Source organism: Mycoplasmopsis agassizii (assembly GCF_002272945.1).
Lineage (GTDB): Bacteria > Bacillota_I > Bacilli_A > Mycoplasmatales > Metamycoplasmataceae > Mycoplasmopsis_B > Mycoplasmopsis_B agassizii.
In genome coordinates this window covers 144,159-161,083 of sequence record NZ_NQMN01000001.1, presented here as the reverse complement: position 1 = coordinate 161,083, position 16,925 = coordinate 144,159, and the positions used below count along the sequence as shown (strand labels likewise).

Sequence of the window (16,925 nt, the reverse complement as noted above, 5' to 3'; positions counted from 1 at the left end):
AAAAAAGCAGGCGATTTTTGTCAATTTTGCCCTTAAAGTGCTTATAAAAGAGTTATTAGATCTAATTTACTTTCCTTAGTAGCACATCATTCTAGCAGAATTTTAGCCTATTTTAATAACTATTTAGTTTGAAAAAAATCATTTTTTTAATTTAAAAAATAAAAATGCAATTAATATAAAATATACGGGATTAAAAATTAATGTAAAGGAAATATTAAAATTTATGAAAAAACTAACTATTGTAAAGAGCCTAGTAGTTGCAGGGGGAGTTGTTGCAGTTGGTGCAGCAATAGCCGTGATTGCTATTAAGGTAAGTGAAAGAAGTTTTGATTATGAAGCTTTCTTTAAAGAAATCGAAGCTGGTATTCGTAAAAAAACAGATACACAAAAAACTGGTAAAGGTAGTGATTTTTATACAAGCAGCGACACTAGCGATGGATTAAAAACTAAACTAGGGATTGTTGATTTAAAAGCTCCAAATCCTGATTATACTTTCACTATAAGTGTGGCAACTTCAAGTGATAACAGTGTATTTTTTATAGTTAATATAATAAATGATAATGTAGCAAAATTCACAAGAGATGTTATTATCTTATTTGATGGTGGAACAACAGCAACTACAACAAATACACCATAATTTGTAATCTTAATAAAAAACTGATTTACTTTAAAATATGAAGATTTCAAATGAAGAGGCATTAAGCATCTGATTTGATAATTACAAAAATCAGCCATATGCTTATGATCTAGACAATAACTTAATCTTAAGAAATAGTTTTAACAATGATTCAATTTACAGTTGAAGCATTGATTTTTTTAATTCTGAAGATTTAGAGCAAACTTATCTAGCTAGTTCAAAATTTATTAATGAAAGAAATCAACGAGATCAATTTCTTTCAAGTAGTGGCATTAACTACAAAGTTTCTAAAACTAAAGATGGCATTTACTCATGAATTTCCAAAGATAAAATTCTTGACCCTGATTCAATTGAAAATGTCGATTTTTATTTAAAAAATTTGGCTTTAAAAGATGAAATTTATACCAATCTTTTAACAGCAATTCAGTTCAAAGCATTTACTAAAGAAGTGCAGTCTAAATTTTTATTTTTTATTAAGAATTATTTAAGTTCTGATAACTTAATTTTTACAGATATTGAATATGCAAATGGCAATAACTTAATAAAGTTATTGTTCAATGTAAAAAATGAAAAAGAAAGTGAAACAATCGTTAATAAATTAATTAATTTGCAAACTTTGATTCCTTTATTTGTCAAGATTATGAAAAAATCAAACACTGAAATTTGAGAAGATAATGTCTTTTTAAAAGCAGGTTATTACTTCAACCTTTATGCAGTTGAATTTCCTAATAACGAAAATCTAGAAGTTATTAAAAAAATTAATATTTCCACCTATAGCACTGTTTCAAAAAATAGTTTATACCTAAATAACAAGCTTTTTGAGACCTTATTAACCTATGGTTATAAGAAAGAATTTTTCCTAAACGCTAACGAATTAACTATCGAACGCTTCTATATGTTGAACATGGCAAAACGTTCTTTTAGAGAGTACATGGAAAAATACGTAAGCAACGAATATGAAAAAAAACTGAAAAAGTAGAGCAATTTTCAGATTTTTTTGATATATTTAAACATAATGAAAAAAATAGTATATAAAGACATTGCCGATAAAGCAGGAGTTAGTATAAGTACTGTTTCTCGATACTTTACTAATGGGTATATTTCTGATAAAAATAAGAAACAAATCTCAAATACGCTAGATCAAACAGGTTATATTAAAAATTTATGAACTAAAAAAGATGTAGATGTTAAAAATATCTATTTCATTTCTAAATCTTTAAACGATAACGATTTAATTAAAATTATTAATTCTATTGATGATACAACTAGAATTAATCAAAATGAATTAATTATTACAGCAGCAACTAATGAAGCTGCTGAATATGTTAAAGAAATTAAAAAGATTTTATCTCGCTCACCAAAAGCAATTATTCTAATTAACCCACCCCGTGGTGAAGTGTTAACTAGATATTTGCAAAATATTAAAAATATTGTGCAAATTGTTGTTTTTGGTTTGCAAATTCCTAACATCAATTCTATTTACATAGACTATAAAAAACTAATCAGTGAATCTGCTAATAAGTTTATTGAAGAAACAGGAGATCGTAATTTAGCTTTAGTTACTGACTATCGCCAAACTCCTGCAACTATTAAGGAACAACTAATTGGTTTTACAAGTTTTTGTAAAAATTTAGAAGCAGCAACTTGTTCAATTAAATACTTTGATAACCGTGTTAACCAGTCTGTTAAAACTGTTGTTAATGATCTAAAATCTAAAAAAATCAGAAATGTTATTTGCACTACTCACGATGTTTTTCAAAATATGCTAGTTCATAATGTTGATGGTTATTTCCATTTAAGTGATATTGGTTATAACACTATTCACGATTACAATAATAGTTACTTTTTAAAACAATTTATTGATTATCGCTACATTTGGTTACAAATCGAAGACATTATTATTAAAAATATTACTAATACAAATGTCATTATTAAAGGTGAACTAATTAAACCTTCAACTAAAGAAGTTGTATGATAAAACTAGGCTCACACGTAGCTTTTTCAGCTCCTGGTTATTTAAGTAAAGCAATTGAAGTTAGCATTAATAATGGTGCTAATTGTGCCATGATTTATTTAGGTGCACCACAAAACACTAAACGTGTTGACGTAGTTAAATATAACTACGAAGAATATTTAGAAAAATATTCAAATATCATCAAAAATGAAGATATTGTCGTGCACGCTCCTTATATTGTTAATCCTGCTAACCCTGAAAAACAAGACTTTGCAGTTGAATTTTTAACTGCTGAAGTTTTAAGAATGCATGAAGTAAACCTAAAATATTTAGTTCTACACCCAGGTGCTTTTACTAGTTTTACTGCAGAAATCGCTTTAGAAACATTGTCAAGTTCATTAACTAAAATTCTTGAAAACACCTCTCATACTAAAGTTGAAATAATTTTAGAAACTATGGCAGGCAAAGGTAGTGAAATTGGTCGAACTTTTGAACAACTTTTAGAAGTTATTAAAAACCTAAATAACGAACGTTTAGGAATTTGCCTTGATACTTGTCACATGTGAGATGCAGGTTATAATTTAAAAAATTATGATCAATTCATGTCTGAATTAGAAAATAAAGATGTATTAAAACATGTTAAAGTAATTCACTTAAATGATTCAAAAAATCCACTTGGAGCTCAAAAAGATCGCCATGAAAATATCGATAAAGGTCATATTGGTTTAGAAACTTTAGCTAAATTTGTTCATGATAAGCGTTTTGATAATATTCCAATTATTTTAGAAACACCAATTCCTGAATCAGGTCCTATTTATGACCAAGAAATCAAAATGTTACTTGAGAAAAAGTAATTTTATCAAGTAAAAAGTTAAAATAAAAAAGCAAGTTTGATTACTTGCTTTCTTTTTTGTCCTTATCTTTATCTTTGTCATCAGGATTTTGAATCTTAACTAGGCTTCCACCTTCTCTTTTACCATCACCGATATCAGAAACTAAGAATGAACCTGAACCATTAATTGGTGATACTGAACCAGGATTATCAACTACAATTTCAACTGGTCCTTGAGTGTCAGGTGGTGTAACTTGCACACCATCTAGGTAACCTTTAGTGATTTCGTATACACGTTTTGCAACTGTGTCATTTGATGTGTATGAATATAAAACAGAAACTGCAGTAGCAGAAATCGCTGCTACCGTTACCACTGCTGAAAGTGAAACTATTCACTTTTTACTTAGTTTGCTTTTTAATTTCATTTATATCCTTATAAATATATTTTAATACTTTTTGGATTTTATTTAATAAAAATTCCAAAACTTCTTTAAACACCTTTTAGGAGTATAATGCCTTTACATATTTTTTCTTATTTCAAAAACCAAATAGAAAAAGTTATAAAAGTAATAAAAAAAGAAGCGAATGCCTCTTTTTTGAAAATTTAAGCTTATTACTTAGCGATTAGTTCCACAACTTTTTCGTTATGTGCAACTAAATATTTGTCACCTGGTTTAACTCCGTAAGGAATTAAGGCAGTGTTTGCTAGTGAATAATCATTCTTAACAATTGAATATAATTTTGGAGAATGTAATGAAATAAAGATTGAGCTTGTTACTCCATATGAACCAAGTAGTTCAACATCTTTAACTAGACCAATAATTGGTGCGTTAGGTCTTAACATTGCAACACGCTCTAGTAATTTACCTGTATCAGATAAAACAACTACGAATTTATATTCACCACTCATTGTTTTATTAACGATTTCTGCTGCGATTTTTGTACGGTGATCTTTAGGAGCAATTTCTAAAATTTCCTCAAGTTGGTGTTTGTAGTAAAGTTTGTCGTAGAAATCTCTTTCAGCTCTCATGTTGATTGTTGACATAACTTTAACTGCTTCAACTGGGTATTTTCCATTTGCTGATTCACCACTTAACATAGTTGAATCTGCTCCTAATTCTGTTGCAAAATAAACATCAGTTACTTCAGCTCTAGTTGGGTGTGGATTATTTTCCATTGAGTCCAACATTTGAGTTGCAACGATAACTGGTTTACCTTTTTCACGTGAAGCTCTAATCATTTTCTTTTCTCAATATGGTACTTCATAGTAAGGAATTTCAAGTCCTAAATCACCACGTGCAACCATAATTCCATCACTAGCTTCAACAATTTCAGTTAAATTGTTGCATCCTAATTGTGATTCGATTTTTGAGATAATTTTGATTTTTTCTCCACCTAGTGAATCTAATAAATCTCTTAATTCTTTAACATTTTCTTTTGAATTAACAAATGAAGCAGCGATGTAGTTTACTTTTTGCTCTACTCCGAATTTAATATCTGCTTTGTCTTTTTCACTTAAAAATGGTAATGAAAAAGCAACACCTGGCAAGTTAATTCTCTTATTTGATTTTACTTTATGTTGGTTAGCTGCTCTAACATAAACAACTCCTGGTTCAACTTTTTCAACAGTTGTAGTTAATTTACCATCATCGACTAAAACTTGGTCTCCAACTTTTAAGTCTTTGTCCATACGGTATTCAACTGTGAAAAATTCTGAAGTACCTTCTAAATTTTTATAATCTTCAGGCATTGTTAAAATTCTAACTAGTGAATCTCTTTCAATTGTTTGAATTCCATCTTTCATTTTTCCTACACGAATTTCAGGACCTTTTGTGTCAAGCATTAATGAAATAGGTACATTTAAATCTTTTGAAACTTCATTAGCAATTTTGAACTTGTTACCTTGTTCAGCATAATCTCCGTGGCTAAAGTTTGCTCTAATTGTTGTTGCTCCAGCGAGAACTAATTTTTTCAAAACATCATAGTTATCTGATGAAGGACCAATAGTTACAACTAACTTTGATCGTTTTTCTGTTAAGTACATTTTTTACTCCGATTCTTAAAATTTTTAATTATTTAAAATTTATTTAAATTATAACAAAAAAATATTTTTCTTAATTAGAATTATCAGAGAATATTCAAATTTTTTGTTTAAGAATGTAACCAAAAAATATTTGGCTAATTGTGAAAAATATCTTCAAAAAACATATACATGTTTAATATTTTTATGAAAAACATGTTTTGAAAAATAATTTACTCTTGCTTTTTATCAGTCAAACTAAATAAAGCAGGTGTTGTTAAATTATCTAAACTTCGGGAAACTATTAGATCAAAATTTCCTAATATTTCAGAATTATCCGGATGCTTCAGTGATATGCTCAATATCAAACTTTGCACATTTTCTGGATTAATTTTGATTTCTGTTATTTGAATAGTGGCTCTCACTTTTGAAGCATATGTACCTGAAATTGGAAAAACTGAAAAATTCTTAGTTGATTCCATTGCTTTTTCAATAAAAACTTCTTCAGAATTTACTTCTTTATCATCTTCAGTGTAATAAAAAAATGCACCATATTGCTTTACGCTATTTGCTTCATTATTTTGTGCCGAAATTTCTAATCTAGTTGCTTCTAGAATTGTTTCTTTAATTTCTTCACTTGAATTTTTCATAATTATTGCTAAAGGAATTGCTAATGAAATTACAAAAGTAATCGCTATTGAAGGATAAATTCAAAGCGAATGTTTACTTAAAAAGTACTTGATTTTTTTCAGCATTATTGTCTCTATTATCTTATAAAAAAACATTTCTAGCAAAAACTAGAAATGCATTTTATTGACTAAATTAAATTATTTCAATTTAATTCTGAAAGCTTTTTCACCTAAGAATTCTGATTCAGCATCTAGGTCATTTTCAATTGTTAATAAACGATTGTATTTTGCAATACGGTCTGTTCTTGATAATGAACCTGTTTTAATTTGTCCTGTGTTTAGAGCAACAGCTAGATCAGCAATTGTAGTATCTTCAGTTTCTCCTGAACGGTGTGAAACAACAGCAGTATAACCTGCTTTATGAGCCATTTCTATTGTGTCTAATGTTTCAGTTAATGAACCAATTTGGTTTAGTTTAATTAAAATTGAATTCATTGCTTTTTCTTCAATTGCTTTTGCAAGGATTTTTGAGTTTGTAACAGTTAAATCATCACCAACAATTTGTAATGTATCACCGTATAATTTAGTGAATTTTTTAAATCCTTCTCAATCGCTTTCAGCAAAACCATCTTCGATTGAAACAATTGGGTATTTTTTAACTAATGAACCTAAATAGTCACTTAATTCATCGCTAGAAAATTCTAATTTTGCTTTAATGTCTTGGAAATTAGGGTCTTTTGACTCAATTTTTGCTTTTAGTTTTTTGAAGGTATATGTTTTAGTTTCTTCATTATATAACTCACTTGAAGCACAGTCTAGAGCAATTGCAACTGCATCTTTACCACTTTTAGCTGGATTTAGACCCGAAACTTTAATAGCTTCAACAATTAAATCAAGCACTTCTTCATGGCTTTTTAAGTTAGGAGCAAATCCACCTTCATCACCAACTTGTGTCCCATGTCCTGCTTTTTTAAGTAATTTAGCTAGGTTATGGAAAACATGGTTTGCCATTTGAATTGCTTCTCTAAATGATTTTGCACCTACAGGCATAATCATAAATTCTTGGAAATCAATAGTGTTTGAAGCATGTTCTCCACCATTAATAACGTTTAGCATTGGTAAAGGTAAAACGTGTGCATTTGTACCACCAATATAATTATATAAAGGAATGTTTAATTCATCTGCTGCTGCTTTAGCAACTGCTAGTGAAACACCTAAAATAGCATTAGCACCTAATTTAGATTTATATTCTGTTCCATCTAAATTTAGCATTGCACGGTCAATTGCACGTTGTTCAAAAACGTCCATTCCGATAATTTCTTCATAAATGCATTCGTTAACATTTTCAACTGCTTTAGCAACACCTTTACCACCAAATCATGCTTTGCTGTCACCATCACGCAACTCTAATGCTTCACGAGAACCAGTAGATGCTCCTGAGGGAACCATTGCTTTTCCATAGCCCCCTTCTTCAGTATAAACCTCAACTTGAATAGTTGGGTTACCACGTGAATCTAAAATTTCGATTGCACGAATATCAATAATACTTGACATATTTTCTCCGATCAAAAAGATTGTTTTTAATTTGCTTTTATTGTACAAAAAAACTTAATGTTTTGTATCTTAAAATAACTATTTTTTTACTAGTCATTTGATAATTTGAAAATTGTGGATTAGTGCACAATTTTCAACTCAAAAACTTTTAAAAAACTATAGTCAAAGCCTGATTACTAACCAAAACACTAGACATAGGCTCTTTTTAATTATTTTGCAGTTTTTGTTTTATAAAATTATTCACTTCATAAAAGAAAATTTAACTATATAATTAATAACATGAGCCAAGAACTTTTAGATCCATGTTTAGATCTTGATACATTCAAAACAGATGCCTTAAAAACTGTTAAACCATTGTATAAATCTTTACTTACACAAAATCAGCAAAATAAGTATAAAAATATTAACCTAGCATCAGGTTGACTATTTTGAACTTTATTTTCAATGTCTTTAATTGTCTTTTTAGTTTTAGGAGCAATTATTGCTTATTTAATTTATACAGGCGAATCTTTTTCAGCAGCAGGAGTGATTGTTTTAATAATAGCAGCAGTTATTATGCTGCTGATTTCTGCATTTTTAATTTTTTATAGCACTTATAAAAAATTAAACGCCCATAAAAGAGAAACTAAAAAACGTTTTAGTAACTTACAAGTAATTAATGAAATTGTTAAATATCTTCCAGGTTTAGATGTGCAAGATATGAATGCTGAAGCAGAATTCGACTATAAAAATCGTGTCTTGAAACCACTGCATCATAGTTCAAAAATTTCTAAAAAAAGTCCTTTAGTAAGGTTATGAGTTGAAGGTAAACATCAATGATTAATGCAAACTTTTAATTTTTCATGAACAGATGTTAATGAGAAAAAAAGTCGCATTAAAAACTGAACCCAACTATTTGTCAGCGACATTAACTTAGATATTAACAACCGTTTAGCAACTTTTAACTACCAGTTTTTAAACCCTAATATTCCTATCGGAGTTGTGCCAGTTTTTTTAAATAAAAACTTGCACCAAAAAACTAATTTCTACGTCAACCGAACTGAATTTTTAAATAAATTCGCTAAAAGTTCAGAGAACTTATTATTAAGTTTAATTCCTAATGTTTTACCTCAAGATATTGAAATTGAAAAAATTAATAAGAAAATGTCATTAGTTTTACAACAACAAAAAACTTCTTGATTATTAGTTAATGGCAAAATTGGTCCTTATCAATATAATAAAATTGATGATCATTTAAACGCCCTTTTAGAAGATGCTTATCACATGTATAAAATGCTTTGTTTATTATTTTTACCACTAAGCATTTATCAAAATCGTGTTATGGCTAGCGAAAGCGAAGTTGTTGGAGAATTAACTCAAATTTTAAATGAGACTTTACAAGAGCGCACTCGCTCAAACGAAGTAAGAAGAAAAACTGCTGAATTATTTAATGATGCTAATTAATCTGCTGTAAGACTTTTTGCAAAAATTCAAATATAATTAATATAATGTTTTTATTATTTAGATAAAAACATTTTTATTTAAATGAAAAATTAAATAATTAAATTAAGGGGTTATAAATGTTACAAGTTTCAAATTTATCAAAACGTTTTAGTGATAAGAAATTATTTGAAAACGTTAATTTACAATTTTATGAAGGAAATACTTACGGTATCATTGGTGCAAATGGTGCTGGAAAAAGTACTTTTTTAAAAATTATTTCAGGTGAAATGGAAGCAAATAGTGGCAATATTATTTTGGCTAAAGATAAAAGAATTTCAATTCTTAGTCAGGATCATTTTGCTTATGATGAATATAATGTTACCGATGTAGTAATCATGGGTAATGAATTACTTTATAAAATTAATCAAGAAAAAGATGCTATTTATATGAATCCTGATGCCACTGAAAAAGATTATGAACGTGCAGGACATCTAGAAGAACAATATGGAATGATGGGCGGCTACACTGCCGAAAATGATGCTCAGCAGCTTTTATCATCTTTAAAAATTGACAAAGAAAAATGAAATATTCAGATGAAAGAATTAAAGGCTAATGAAAAAGTTAAAGTCTTATTAGCAAAAGCCTTATTTGGAAATCCTGATGTTTTAATCATGGATGAGCCGACTAACCATCTTGATTTAGCTTCAATTAGATGATTAGAAAGATTCTTAAGAGACTATCCAAATATCGTGATTGTAGTTTCTCATGATAGTGACTTTTTAGATGAAATCTGTACTCATATAGTTGATATAGATTTTGGCGAAGCCAGAATGTTTACAGGTAATTATTCTTTTTGAAAAGAATCTTCTGAATTAGCACTTGAACTGCAAAAACGTTCTAATATGAAAAAAGAAGAACAGATGGAAAAACTGAAAAGTTTTATTGCTCGTTTCTCAGCTAATGCTTCTAAATCAGCGCAAGCTACATCTAGAAAAAAAGAACTAGAAAAAATTACAATTGATGAATTGAAACCTTCAAACAGAAAATACCCTTTTATTCAATGAGATATTAACCGTGCACCTGGAAAACAAATCTTGCACGTTGAAGATTTATCTTTAAAAGCTGAAACAGGTGAATGATATTTTGAAAACGTTTCCTTCACATTAAACCCTTATGAAAAACTTGCTTTATTAGGTGATGATGACATTGCTAAAACAAGATTCTTAGAATGTTTATTAGGTCTAAGAAAACCAACTAGTGGAACTGTGCAATGAGGAAAAACTATTAAGACAACCTATTTTCCAACTGATAATAGTAATTATTTTACTGATAATAATGAAACTATTTTAGAATGGCTTTCTAAGTGACCTTTAAGTAATGAAGTTGCTGAAAATAAAGATAATTCTGATCATCGTATGCGCTCATTTTTAGGAAGAATGCTTTTTAGTGGAGATACAGTTTTTAAAAATGCTGCAGTCACTTCTGGGGGAGAAAAAGCCAGATTAATGTTTTCAAAAACAATGCTTGAAGAATCAAACTTTTTATTACTAGATCAGCCCCTAGATCACTTAGATACTGAATCAATTGATTCAGTAATTGAAGGCTTAAAAAGTTATAAATCAGGAGTTATTTTTACTACTTATAACAGTACCTTAGTTAAAAAAGTAGCTAATGTAATTTTAGAATTAAATGGCAGTGAATCATACTTATTTAGAGGTACTTTAGAAGAGTATGAACAAGTAAAAGGATTCTAATGAAAAACAGCAATTTGAATGTAAAAAGATATAAGATAATTTTTAATTCTTTATGAAGAATTAAAAACAATTTAGAAAAATTATTAATTAATATTAGAGGCGTTTATCAGAGTTTTTTAAGCAAAGAATTAACTGACAATTTAACTTCCTTAAATAAAATTATTTTTAATTTTTCAAACACTTATAAAAATAATAATCCAAGAGAAATTTTAAAAGTTGATCTTGATTATTCCTTGATTGAAGAACTGAATTTTAATGTTCTAGATTTTGATAATAACTATCTAGATTTACTAGAACAATTAATAGATGATTTTAAATTTTTTCATTCTTTATTAGAAAGAAATCAAGGTGTTTTTGAAGCCCAAAATTTAAAAAGTTTAAGATCATATTTAGCAATTTCAATTGAGCGAATTTCTGACTTAAATGAAAATATTTATACCACCAGTAATTACGATAAATTCAACCAAACAGACAACTATGTTTTAAAAGATTTAACTAATTTAAAACAGCGTCGAGTTGAACTAAAAACCCCTGAAAATTAGGAAAAAAGAGCAACTTTCGAGTTTGCTCTTTTTTAATATTTAATTTTATAAACTAAGAATATCTCTACCAAAACCTGGCACTGAATAAGGCACCACATTACCATCTTTATCATGCATAATAATATCAATTCCGATACCTGTATAAGTTAAGAATTTTGTACCTTTAGATGGGTATAAATAAATTCTTGAAACAGCTCGAGATTGAAGCACTTTGATGACTCCATCTTTTCCTAAATCTTTCATAGTTTGCTTGTCTTCAATATCTCAAACAAACTGATTAATATTACTTTGAGGCACATCAATTTCTGATGGTTTTCAACCCATAAAAATTTCGTGTCTAGTTGTAATATATAATCCAATTATACGTGAACGTAATCATCTATTTTTTGTAATTAATAAAAATTTATGGTGTACATCAACTGCTTCAAAATAACTTTTTACAGAAACATTTTTATAGTGAATTGGATTGGTGAATTTCAGAATAAAAACTGCTTCGCTTAATTTATTTGGATACTTAGGATCGTTATGAAAAATTGTAACTTTAACAGTGTCTACGCTCTTATCATCAACTGGTTGAATCTTGACATCTTTTCATTCTAGATTTCAATATTTACGACCTTCATCACTATTTTTTAAAATAGCTAAAAGTCCACGATTATTCATAATGTCAACTTTATTAATAACGTTAACTCTTCTTTCAACATCAATGAAATTATCGATTTCAACATTTGGATAATTAATAACATCAGGTTTAACATCTAAGACTTCACCATCACGATATGTGCTTCCACCCATTAATGCAAAGCTAAATTCTCCGTTTAAAAATATATCTTTAACATCAACTACGACATCAGGTTCACCTTTAAAAGTCGCTTTAAAAGAAATTGATAAAATTCTTCCTTCTTGAACAGTATTAATATCTCATGAACCACGATACACATAACTAAAATCACTAAATTCTGCTAAGTTTAATAAGTCAACGAATTCTTGATTTGTAATAACTTGTTTAACAATATCCATTTTCTGATCAACTTTTTCTTGCTCAGTTAAATGTTTTTTAGCGTCAATAAAATCTCATAAATGGCGCAAATGATTGTAACCTCAATCAGGATTAATTTTATCTAGTGAGACATTAAAAACATCGATTTTCAAGGCACTTTTGAATAGATCTGCATAGTATTGAGCAGAGATTTTAGGTCTATCTCCTGGATTTAGATTTGAAAATTCTTTAGCTGTTAAAAAGCCACCGATTTTAGCAGTTGTAATTTTTTCTAAACCATTAAAAGTAGCACTCGTAGTTACTAATAAATAGCCCTCTGAATCTTCATCTTTGGCATCAACTAGTGAAACTGTTGAATGGGGAATCACTCCAAAATAAGCAGGAATTGGATATAGTAAATTAGCAAATGCTTCTTTAGTTTCAGTACTATCACTATCTGAAATTTTAGCAATTTCATATAACTGATTTGCATAATCTAAATCTTTGATGTTATCAAAAAATGTTTTGGCAGTATGATTTGCTTTAACAGTGATTGGGTTTAATCTTAAATTTTCGTTAACTTGTCTTGAGTACATATCAAATTCTTCAACTTGATCTAAGAAGTCAACAATTCTAAAAGCAGCAACTCCTAGAGTAACTCCTTTTTTAAAAACTATTTCAACTATTAAAGTATCTGACATTTTAGAAGGCTGTGCAACTACTAAAGAAACGATCATATCTGATGTTAATTCTTTTGGAATATCTGCGTATTGTCTAAGTAAATCTAATTGTTTTTCAGTGCTATTACTAAATAAATATTCTGCATAAACAAGGTCTGTTCGAGCAGTTGTATCGTTAGAAATAAATACTTTATTATTTAAGGAAGATGTTAATTTACCAACAATTTGGCGATCGCTAAGGTTTTGTGAATCACTTAAAACAGGTTCATCTTTTACTTCTTCATGATCAGGATTTACTACGTTACTTTCATGAGTTGTTGAACCTGAATTATTAGTTACTGAACTGTTAATTGCTTCACCATTAGAAGCAATTTCATTTGAAAAATTAATTAAAGTTTTACGGCTAGCATCATTACGTTTTAAAGTTACTGTTGCACTAAGAGGTGTTGCTGCGTTTTTATAAACTTCAGTAATTTCAAATTCTACTTGTGGGTATTTATTAACAAAAGTATTAAATTCTGCTGAAATTCATTTTAAATAATTTAATTTTGCAACTGCACTAATTGACTGTGTAGAGGCAATTACTTCATCAAAATCAATTGTAGGAAATTTCTTTTTAAACTTTAAACTGATCATTGCAAAAGCAACTTCATCGACTTGCTCTTGGTCAGTTAATACCTTAGCAATTGGCTGATCTTCAGCATTTAAAACTAGTGATGCTAAACCATTTTCAAAATCTTTACTAATGGTTTTAACATTAGAATTAACTTCAATTTTATTAGTGTTTTTTGACACTAAAATACCTGCAGTTGCAGCTGCTGCAACTACTAGTGAAGTTGCGCCTATTGTTAATAATAAAACTTTTTTCTTCATCATGATATCTAGTAAAAGTCTATTTAATAATTTTATTAAATAGATACATATTACAATCTCCTTAATTTTTAAAGTGTTTTTGCTTAAAAAGTTATTTAAAAACATGTTTTTAAATCTTTAGCAAAATCACAGGTATATTTTATATAAATATCAAAAAAAGCCGAATAAAAAATTGCCTTTGTGGCAATTTTGCACAATTGCATTAACTACTTAACTTGCTTTTATTGCTTTTAACCGAAAAACTATGATTAAGTTATTTTTTTAAATGTTTTTCTGTGTTTTTAGTTTTTAAAATAATTTTAGAAACTAAAAATACTAGCCGTTTTTAGCTAGTATTTAAGGTTTAGTTAGTTAAAATTTTAATTATTTTTTAGAAAAATCAGGACCAACTGGTTTTGTACCATCGTCAAAAGGTAATGCGTTATTTGTTCTTACAGAAATAGTTTCTTCTGAACGTGCTAATTTATTTCCGTTTGCATCTACATAATTAATTCCTAAAATTACATACATGTCTGAACCACTAGTATCTTGTAGTTTAAAATCAGCAACATGTTTATCAGTGAATAAACTTCATGGGTTGTAAGTTTTTGGACTTTGGTAGTAGAAGTTTTCTGGTGTAGGGTTAAACATTTGTTTTACTGTACCAGTTGCTTTTCAGTGGAAGTAGTTTTTAAAACGATCATATGGGCCAAAAACTTTAGCTTCAGGTCAATCGATAAAAGCACTTCTTGCTCAACGTTTTAATGAATCAGTTTGGTTAATATTTTGAGCAAATTCTTTTAAGATTTGAATGTCAATAATATTTTGTAAAGGATATGCTCACGGTTTAATTTTGAAAGCCATTACAAAATTATAGTTTGTATTTAATCTTACTGTAATTAAGAAAGTATCTTTTGAATTAGCAGGATAAGTAATTGCAAAACGTGAATAACTTGTGTTTTTAATTCTAGTTAATAGTTCTGAAGGAACTACGTTTGAAAGTAAATTAACTAGTTCTTGTTTGTTGCGATCATTATCACGGCTAATTTGTCCTTTATCAGTTTTTGTGTAACGAGCAAAACTAATTAAGAAGTTATGTAGGTTGTTTGCATCTTCTTTATTTGTATCTGAAACATAGAATTTATCTGATAAGTCAAATGTCAATTTACCATTTAAATCGTTTAAATTGTTTCTTGCGTTTAATACTAAATTAAACGTTTTTGAAACTTTATCTTTGTCGCCTTGACTAAATTTGAAGCTTAGTGATAATGGATTATTTTTGTTAATGTCAAATTTAAATTTAACATCGCTAATTTGTCCATTTGCTAAAACTTTGGTTAATAATCCGTGTGAAGGGTTTCCTGTTCTTTCATTAAATGAAGATGCATATTGATCTAAAATTGTCAAGACTGCAGTACGACCATCTGCTTTGTTGAATTTTTCAAATAATTCAACTGCAGAAGTTTTATGGTCAATATTTAAACTTGATGCTGTAGATAATTTATCTAACAATGCTTTTTCTTCAGTAGTTAAATCAACTGTTTTTTGGCTATAAACTTCATTACTTAAAGGCAAGTTTACAATTGGAGTTTCATTAAATCCACTAACTACAACTGATAATTTGTAATCATTTCTTCTTTTGTTTTGTACAAAAGTAATAGTTAATTTTTTACCATCTTCTGATGGTGTTCAAACTACTGAAGTAAACTTATCAGTTTTAGGATCTAGTAAGTTTTTAACTGCTTTTTTATTAGCTTCTGACAACTTCACTAAACTTAATAAACTATCGATTTTTTCACCGTGAGTTTGCTCAACATGTCTAATAACACTGATTGAACTTAAATAATCTTTTGCTGAAGTTGTACTTCAAACACTCATTTTGGTATCTCCACCCATTAAGTGTAATAAATCTTGTTCTAGTTTAACAAAACGCTCATATGTTCTTACATCTGATCTATTTTTAGCAGGTAAAGATAGAGTTGAAACTCTTTCTTTTGTTTCTTCACTAAGAGTTACTTGTGGTGCTAAAGTTTCAACTTCGACTGAACGATCTTCTGATTTAAAAACTGATTTAGAAGTAGGGTTAGTTGAAACTGCAACTGATGAAGTTTGTACTTGAGCAGCAACTTCTGCAGATTTAGCTGTTTCAGTTTTTACTTCAGTTTCTTTAACTGTGGTTTCAGTTTTTACTTCAGTTTCTTTAGTTGGAACTTCATCTTTTACTTCAGTTTCTTTAACAGGTACATTAAATCCAGTAACTTTAAAATCTACGTTAAAACCTGTAACATCATATACATAGATTAATCTTAATACAGCTTGTGAAGGTTCATTATCTACTGGTAGTAGATTTTTCATAACTGGCTTATCAGCAATTTTTTTGCTTAATAAGTCTTTAACTTTAGTTTTTTGCTCAGTTGTTAAGGTTGTTGCTTCTAATAAACGTTCTAGTTGAACACTAAAAGCCAACTTATTAGTTTCTTCAATAAAATCTTTTGCAGTTTTTTTAAAGTTTTGTAGTGCAATAGTTTTTTCACTACCAAAAACTTCAGTTAAACCACTTAAAATTTCATTAAATTCTGTTGTTGCTTGCTTAGATTCTTCACTTCAATCATCTTCAGAATCAACATCATCACCTCATTTATGGTGGACAACTTTAGTTGTTTCTGTAGCAGCTTTATCTCCAGTTTGCTTGCTTACAGGTGTAGTTGTCTCAGTTTTATTAGTTTCTGTTGCAGGTGTTTCAACCTTAGTTTCTGTTGCCACAACATCAGTTTTAGTTACTGGTGCATCTTTTGTAACTGTTGTTTTAGCTGTAGTATTTTGATCAGCATCTTTATTTACACCAGTTTTAGAAGTAGTACCTGTTGTATTAGTTCCTGAAACAGGCAGACTAATAGGTAAAGCAGGACTATCAGTTTTAGTTGATTTTTGTGTGGTTGTTGTTGAACAAGCCACTGCAAAAGCAGTCACTGCCCCTAGTGCTGCAAGTGCAGAACTAACAGCAATAAATTTTTTTAATTTCATATTTCTCCTTAGATAAGCACTCAAATTGCGTAAAGGTGCTTTAATC

The 16,925-nt window shown here is 28.7% G+C and carries 13 protein-coding genes; 7 read left to right on the top strand and 6 right to left on the bottom strand.

From position 1 onward, the window contains the following. Window positions 1-223: 223 nt before the first annotated feature. From CJF60_RS00630 to CJF60_RS00615, 4 genes are read left to right on the top strand one after another with little or no spacing between them, the layout of a single operon-like run. A complete protein-coding gene (locus tag CJF60_RS00630) occupies window positions 224-637 on the top strand; it encodes a hypothetical protein (RefSeq protein WP_084232129.1) in 414 nt (137 codons plus the stop codon). Between the two features lie 37 nt (window positions 638-674). Further along, a complete protein-coding gene (locus tag CJF60_RS00625) occupies window positions 675-1,616 on the top strand; it encodes a hypothetical protein (RefSeq protein ID WP_084232128.1) in 942 nt (313 codons plus the stop codon). Window positions 1,617-1,652: 36 nt separating this feature from the next. Further along, window positions 1,653-2,615, top strand: coding sequence for a LacI family DNA-binding transcriptional regulator (locus tag CJF60_RS00620; RefSeq protein ID WP_084232127.1), 963 nt, complete (start codon window positions 1,653-1,655; stop codon window positions 2,613-2,615). Beyond that, on the top strand, window positions 2,609-3,445 hold the full coding sequence (locus tag CJF60_RS00615; RefSeq protein WP_084232126.1) for a deoxyribonuclease IV: 837 nt from the start codon (window positions 2,609-2,611) through the stop codon (window positions 3,443-3,445). Before CJF60_RS00620 ends, CJF60_RS00615 begins: the two co-directional genes overlap by 7 nt. A 40-nt stretch (window positions 3,446-3,485) precedes the next feature. Here the strand turns inward: CJF60_RS00615 and CJF60_RS00610 are convergent, their stop codons facing one another. The 4 genes from CJF60_RS00610 to eno form a co-directional block, all read right to left on the bottom strand. Beyond that, window positions 3,486-3,848, bottom strand: coding sequence for a hypothetical protein (locus CJF60_RS00610; RefSeq protein ID WP_084232125.1), 363 nt, complete (start codon window positions 3,846-3,848; stop codon window positions 3,486-3,488). 188 nt (window positions 3,849-4,036) lie between these two features. Then, complete coding sequence (pyk, locus tag CJF60_RS00605; RefSeq protein ID WP_084232124.1) at window positions 4,037-5,467, bottom strand: pyruvate kinase; 1,431 nt, start codon at window positions 5,465-5,467, stop codon at window positions 4,037-4,039. A 209-nt stretch (window positions 5,468-5,676) separates the two neighbouring features. Continuing rightward, window positions 5,677-6,198 carry a hypothetical protein gene (locus CJF60_RS00600; RefSeq protein WP_084232123.1) on the bottom strand — a complete coding sequence of 174 codons (522 nt, stop codon included), beginning with the start codon at window positions 6,196-6,198 and terminating at the stop codon, window positions 5,677-5,679. A gap of 72 nt (window positions 6,199-6,270) precedes the next feature. Next, entirely contained in the window at window positions 6,271-7,626 is a 1,356-nt protein-coding gene (gene eno, locus CJF60_RS00595; protein ID WP_095279109.1) for a phosphopyruvate hydratase, read from the bottom strand. 279 nt (window positions 7,627-7,905) lie between these two features. Between eno and CJF60_RS00590 the strand changes: the two genes are divergently transcribed. The 3 genes from CJF60_RS00590 to CJF60_RS00580 all read left to right on the top strand — a co-directional run bounded on the left by CJF60_RS00590 (window position 7,906) and on the right by CJF60_RS00580 (window position 11,344). After that, on the top strand, window positions 7,906-9,069 hold the full coding sequence (locus tag CJF60_RS00590) for a hypothetical protein (protein WP_084232121.1): 1,164 nt from the start codon (window positions 7,906-7,908) through the stop codon (window positions 9,067-9,069). 116 nt (window positions 9,070-9,185) lie between these two features. Beyond that, the gene (locus CJF60_RS00585; RefSeq protein ID WP_084232120.1) at window positions 9,186-10,802 is read left to right on the top strand and encodes an ABC-F family ATP-binding cassette domain-containing protein; all 1,617 of its coding nucleotides are present in this window, start codon (window positions 9,186-9,188) and stop codon (window positions 10,800-10,802) included. Beyond that, the gene (locus tag CJF60_RS00580; RefSeq protein WP_084232119.1) at window positions 10,802-11,344 is read left to right on the top strand and encodes a hypothetical protein; all 543 of its coding nucleotides are present in this window, start codon (window positions 10,802-10,804) and stop codon (window positions 11,342-11,344) included. The genes CJF60_RS00585 and CJF60_RS00580 overlap by 1 nt, the downstream gene beginning before the upstream one ends. Before the next feature lie 45 nt (window positions 11,345-11,389). Here the strand turns inward: CJF60_RS00580 and CJF60_RS00575 are convergent, their stop codons facing one another. After that, the gene (locus CJF60_RS00575) at window positions 11,390-13,876 is read right to left on the bottom strand and encodes a hypothetical protein (protein ID WP_143823569.1); all 2,487 of its coding nucleotides are present in this window, start codon (window positions 13,874-13,876) and stop codon (window positions 11,390-11,392) included. Between the two features lie 363 nt (window positions 13,877-14,239). Continuing rightward, window positions 14,240-16,879 (bottom strand): hypothetical protein, encoded by a 2,640-nt coding sequence (locus CJF60_RS00570; RefSeq protein WP_084232117.1) that lies wholly within the window; start codon window positions 16,877-16,879, stop codon window positions 14,240-14,242. Between the last annotated feature and the right edge of the window lie 46 nt (window positions 16,880-16,925).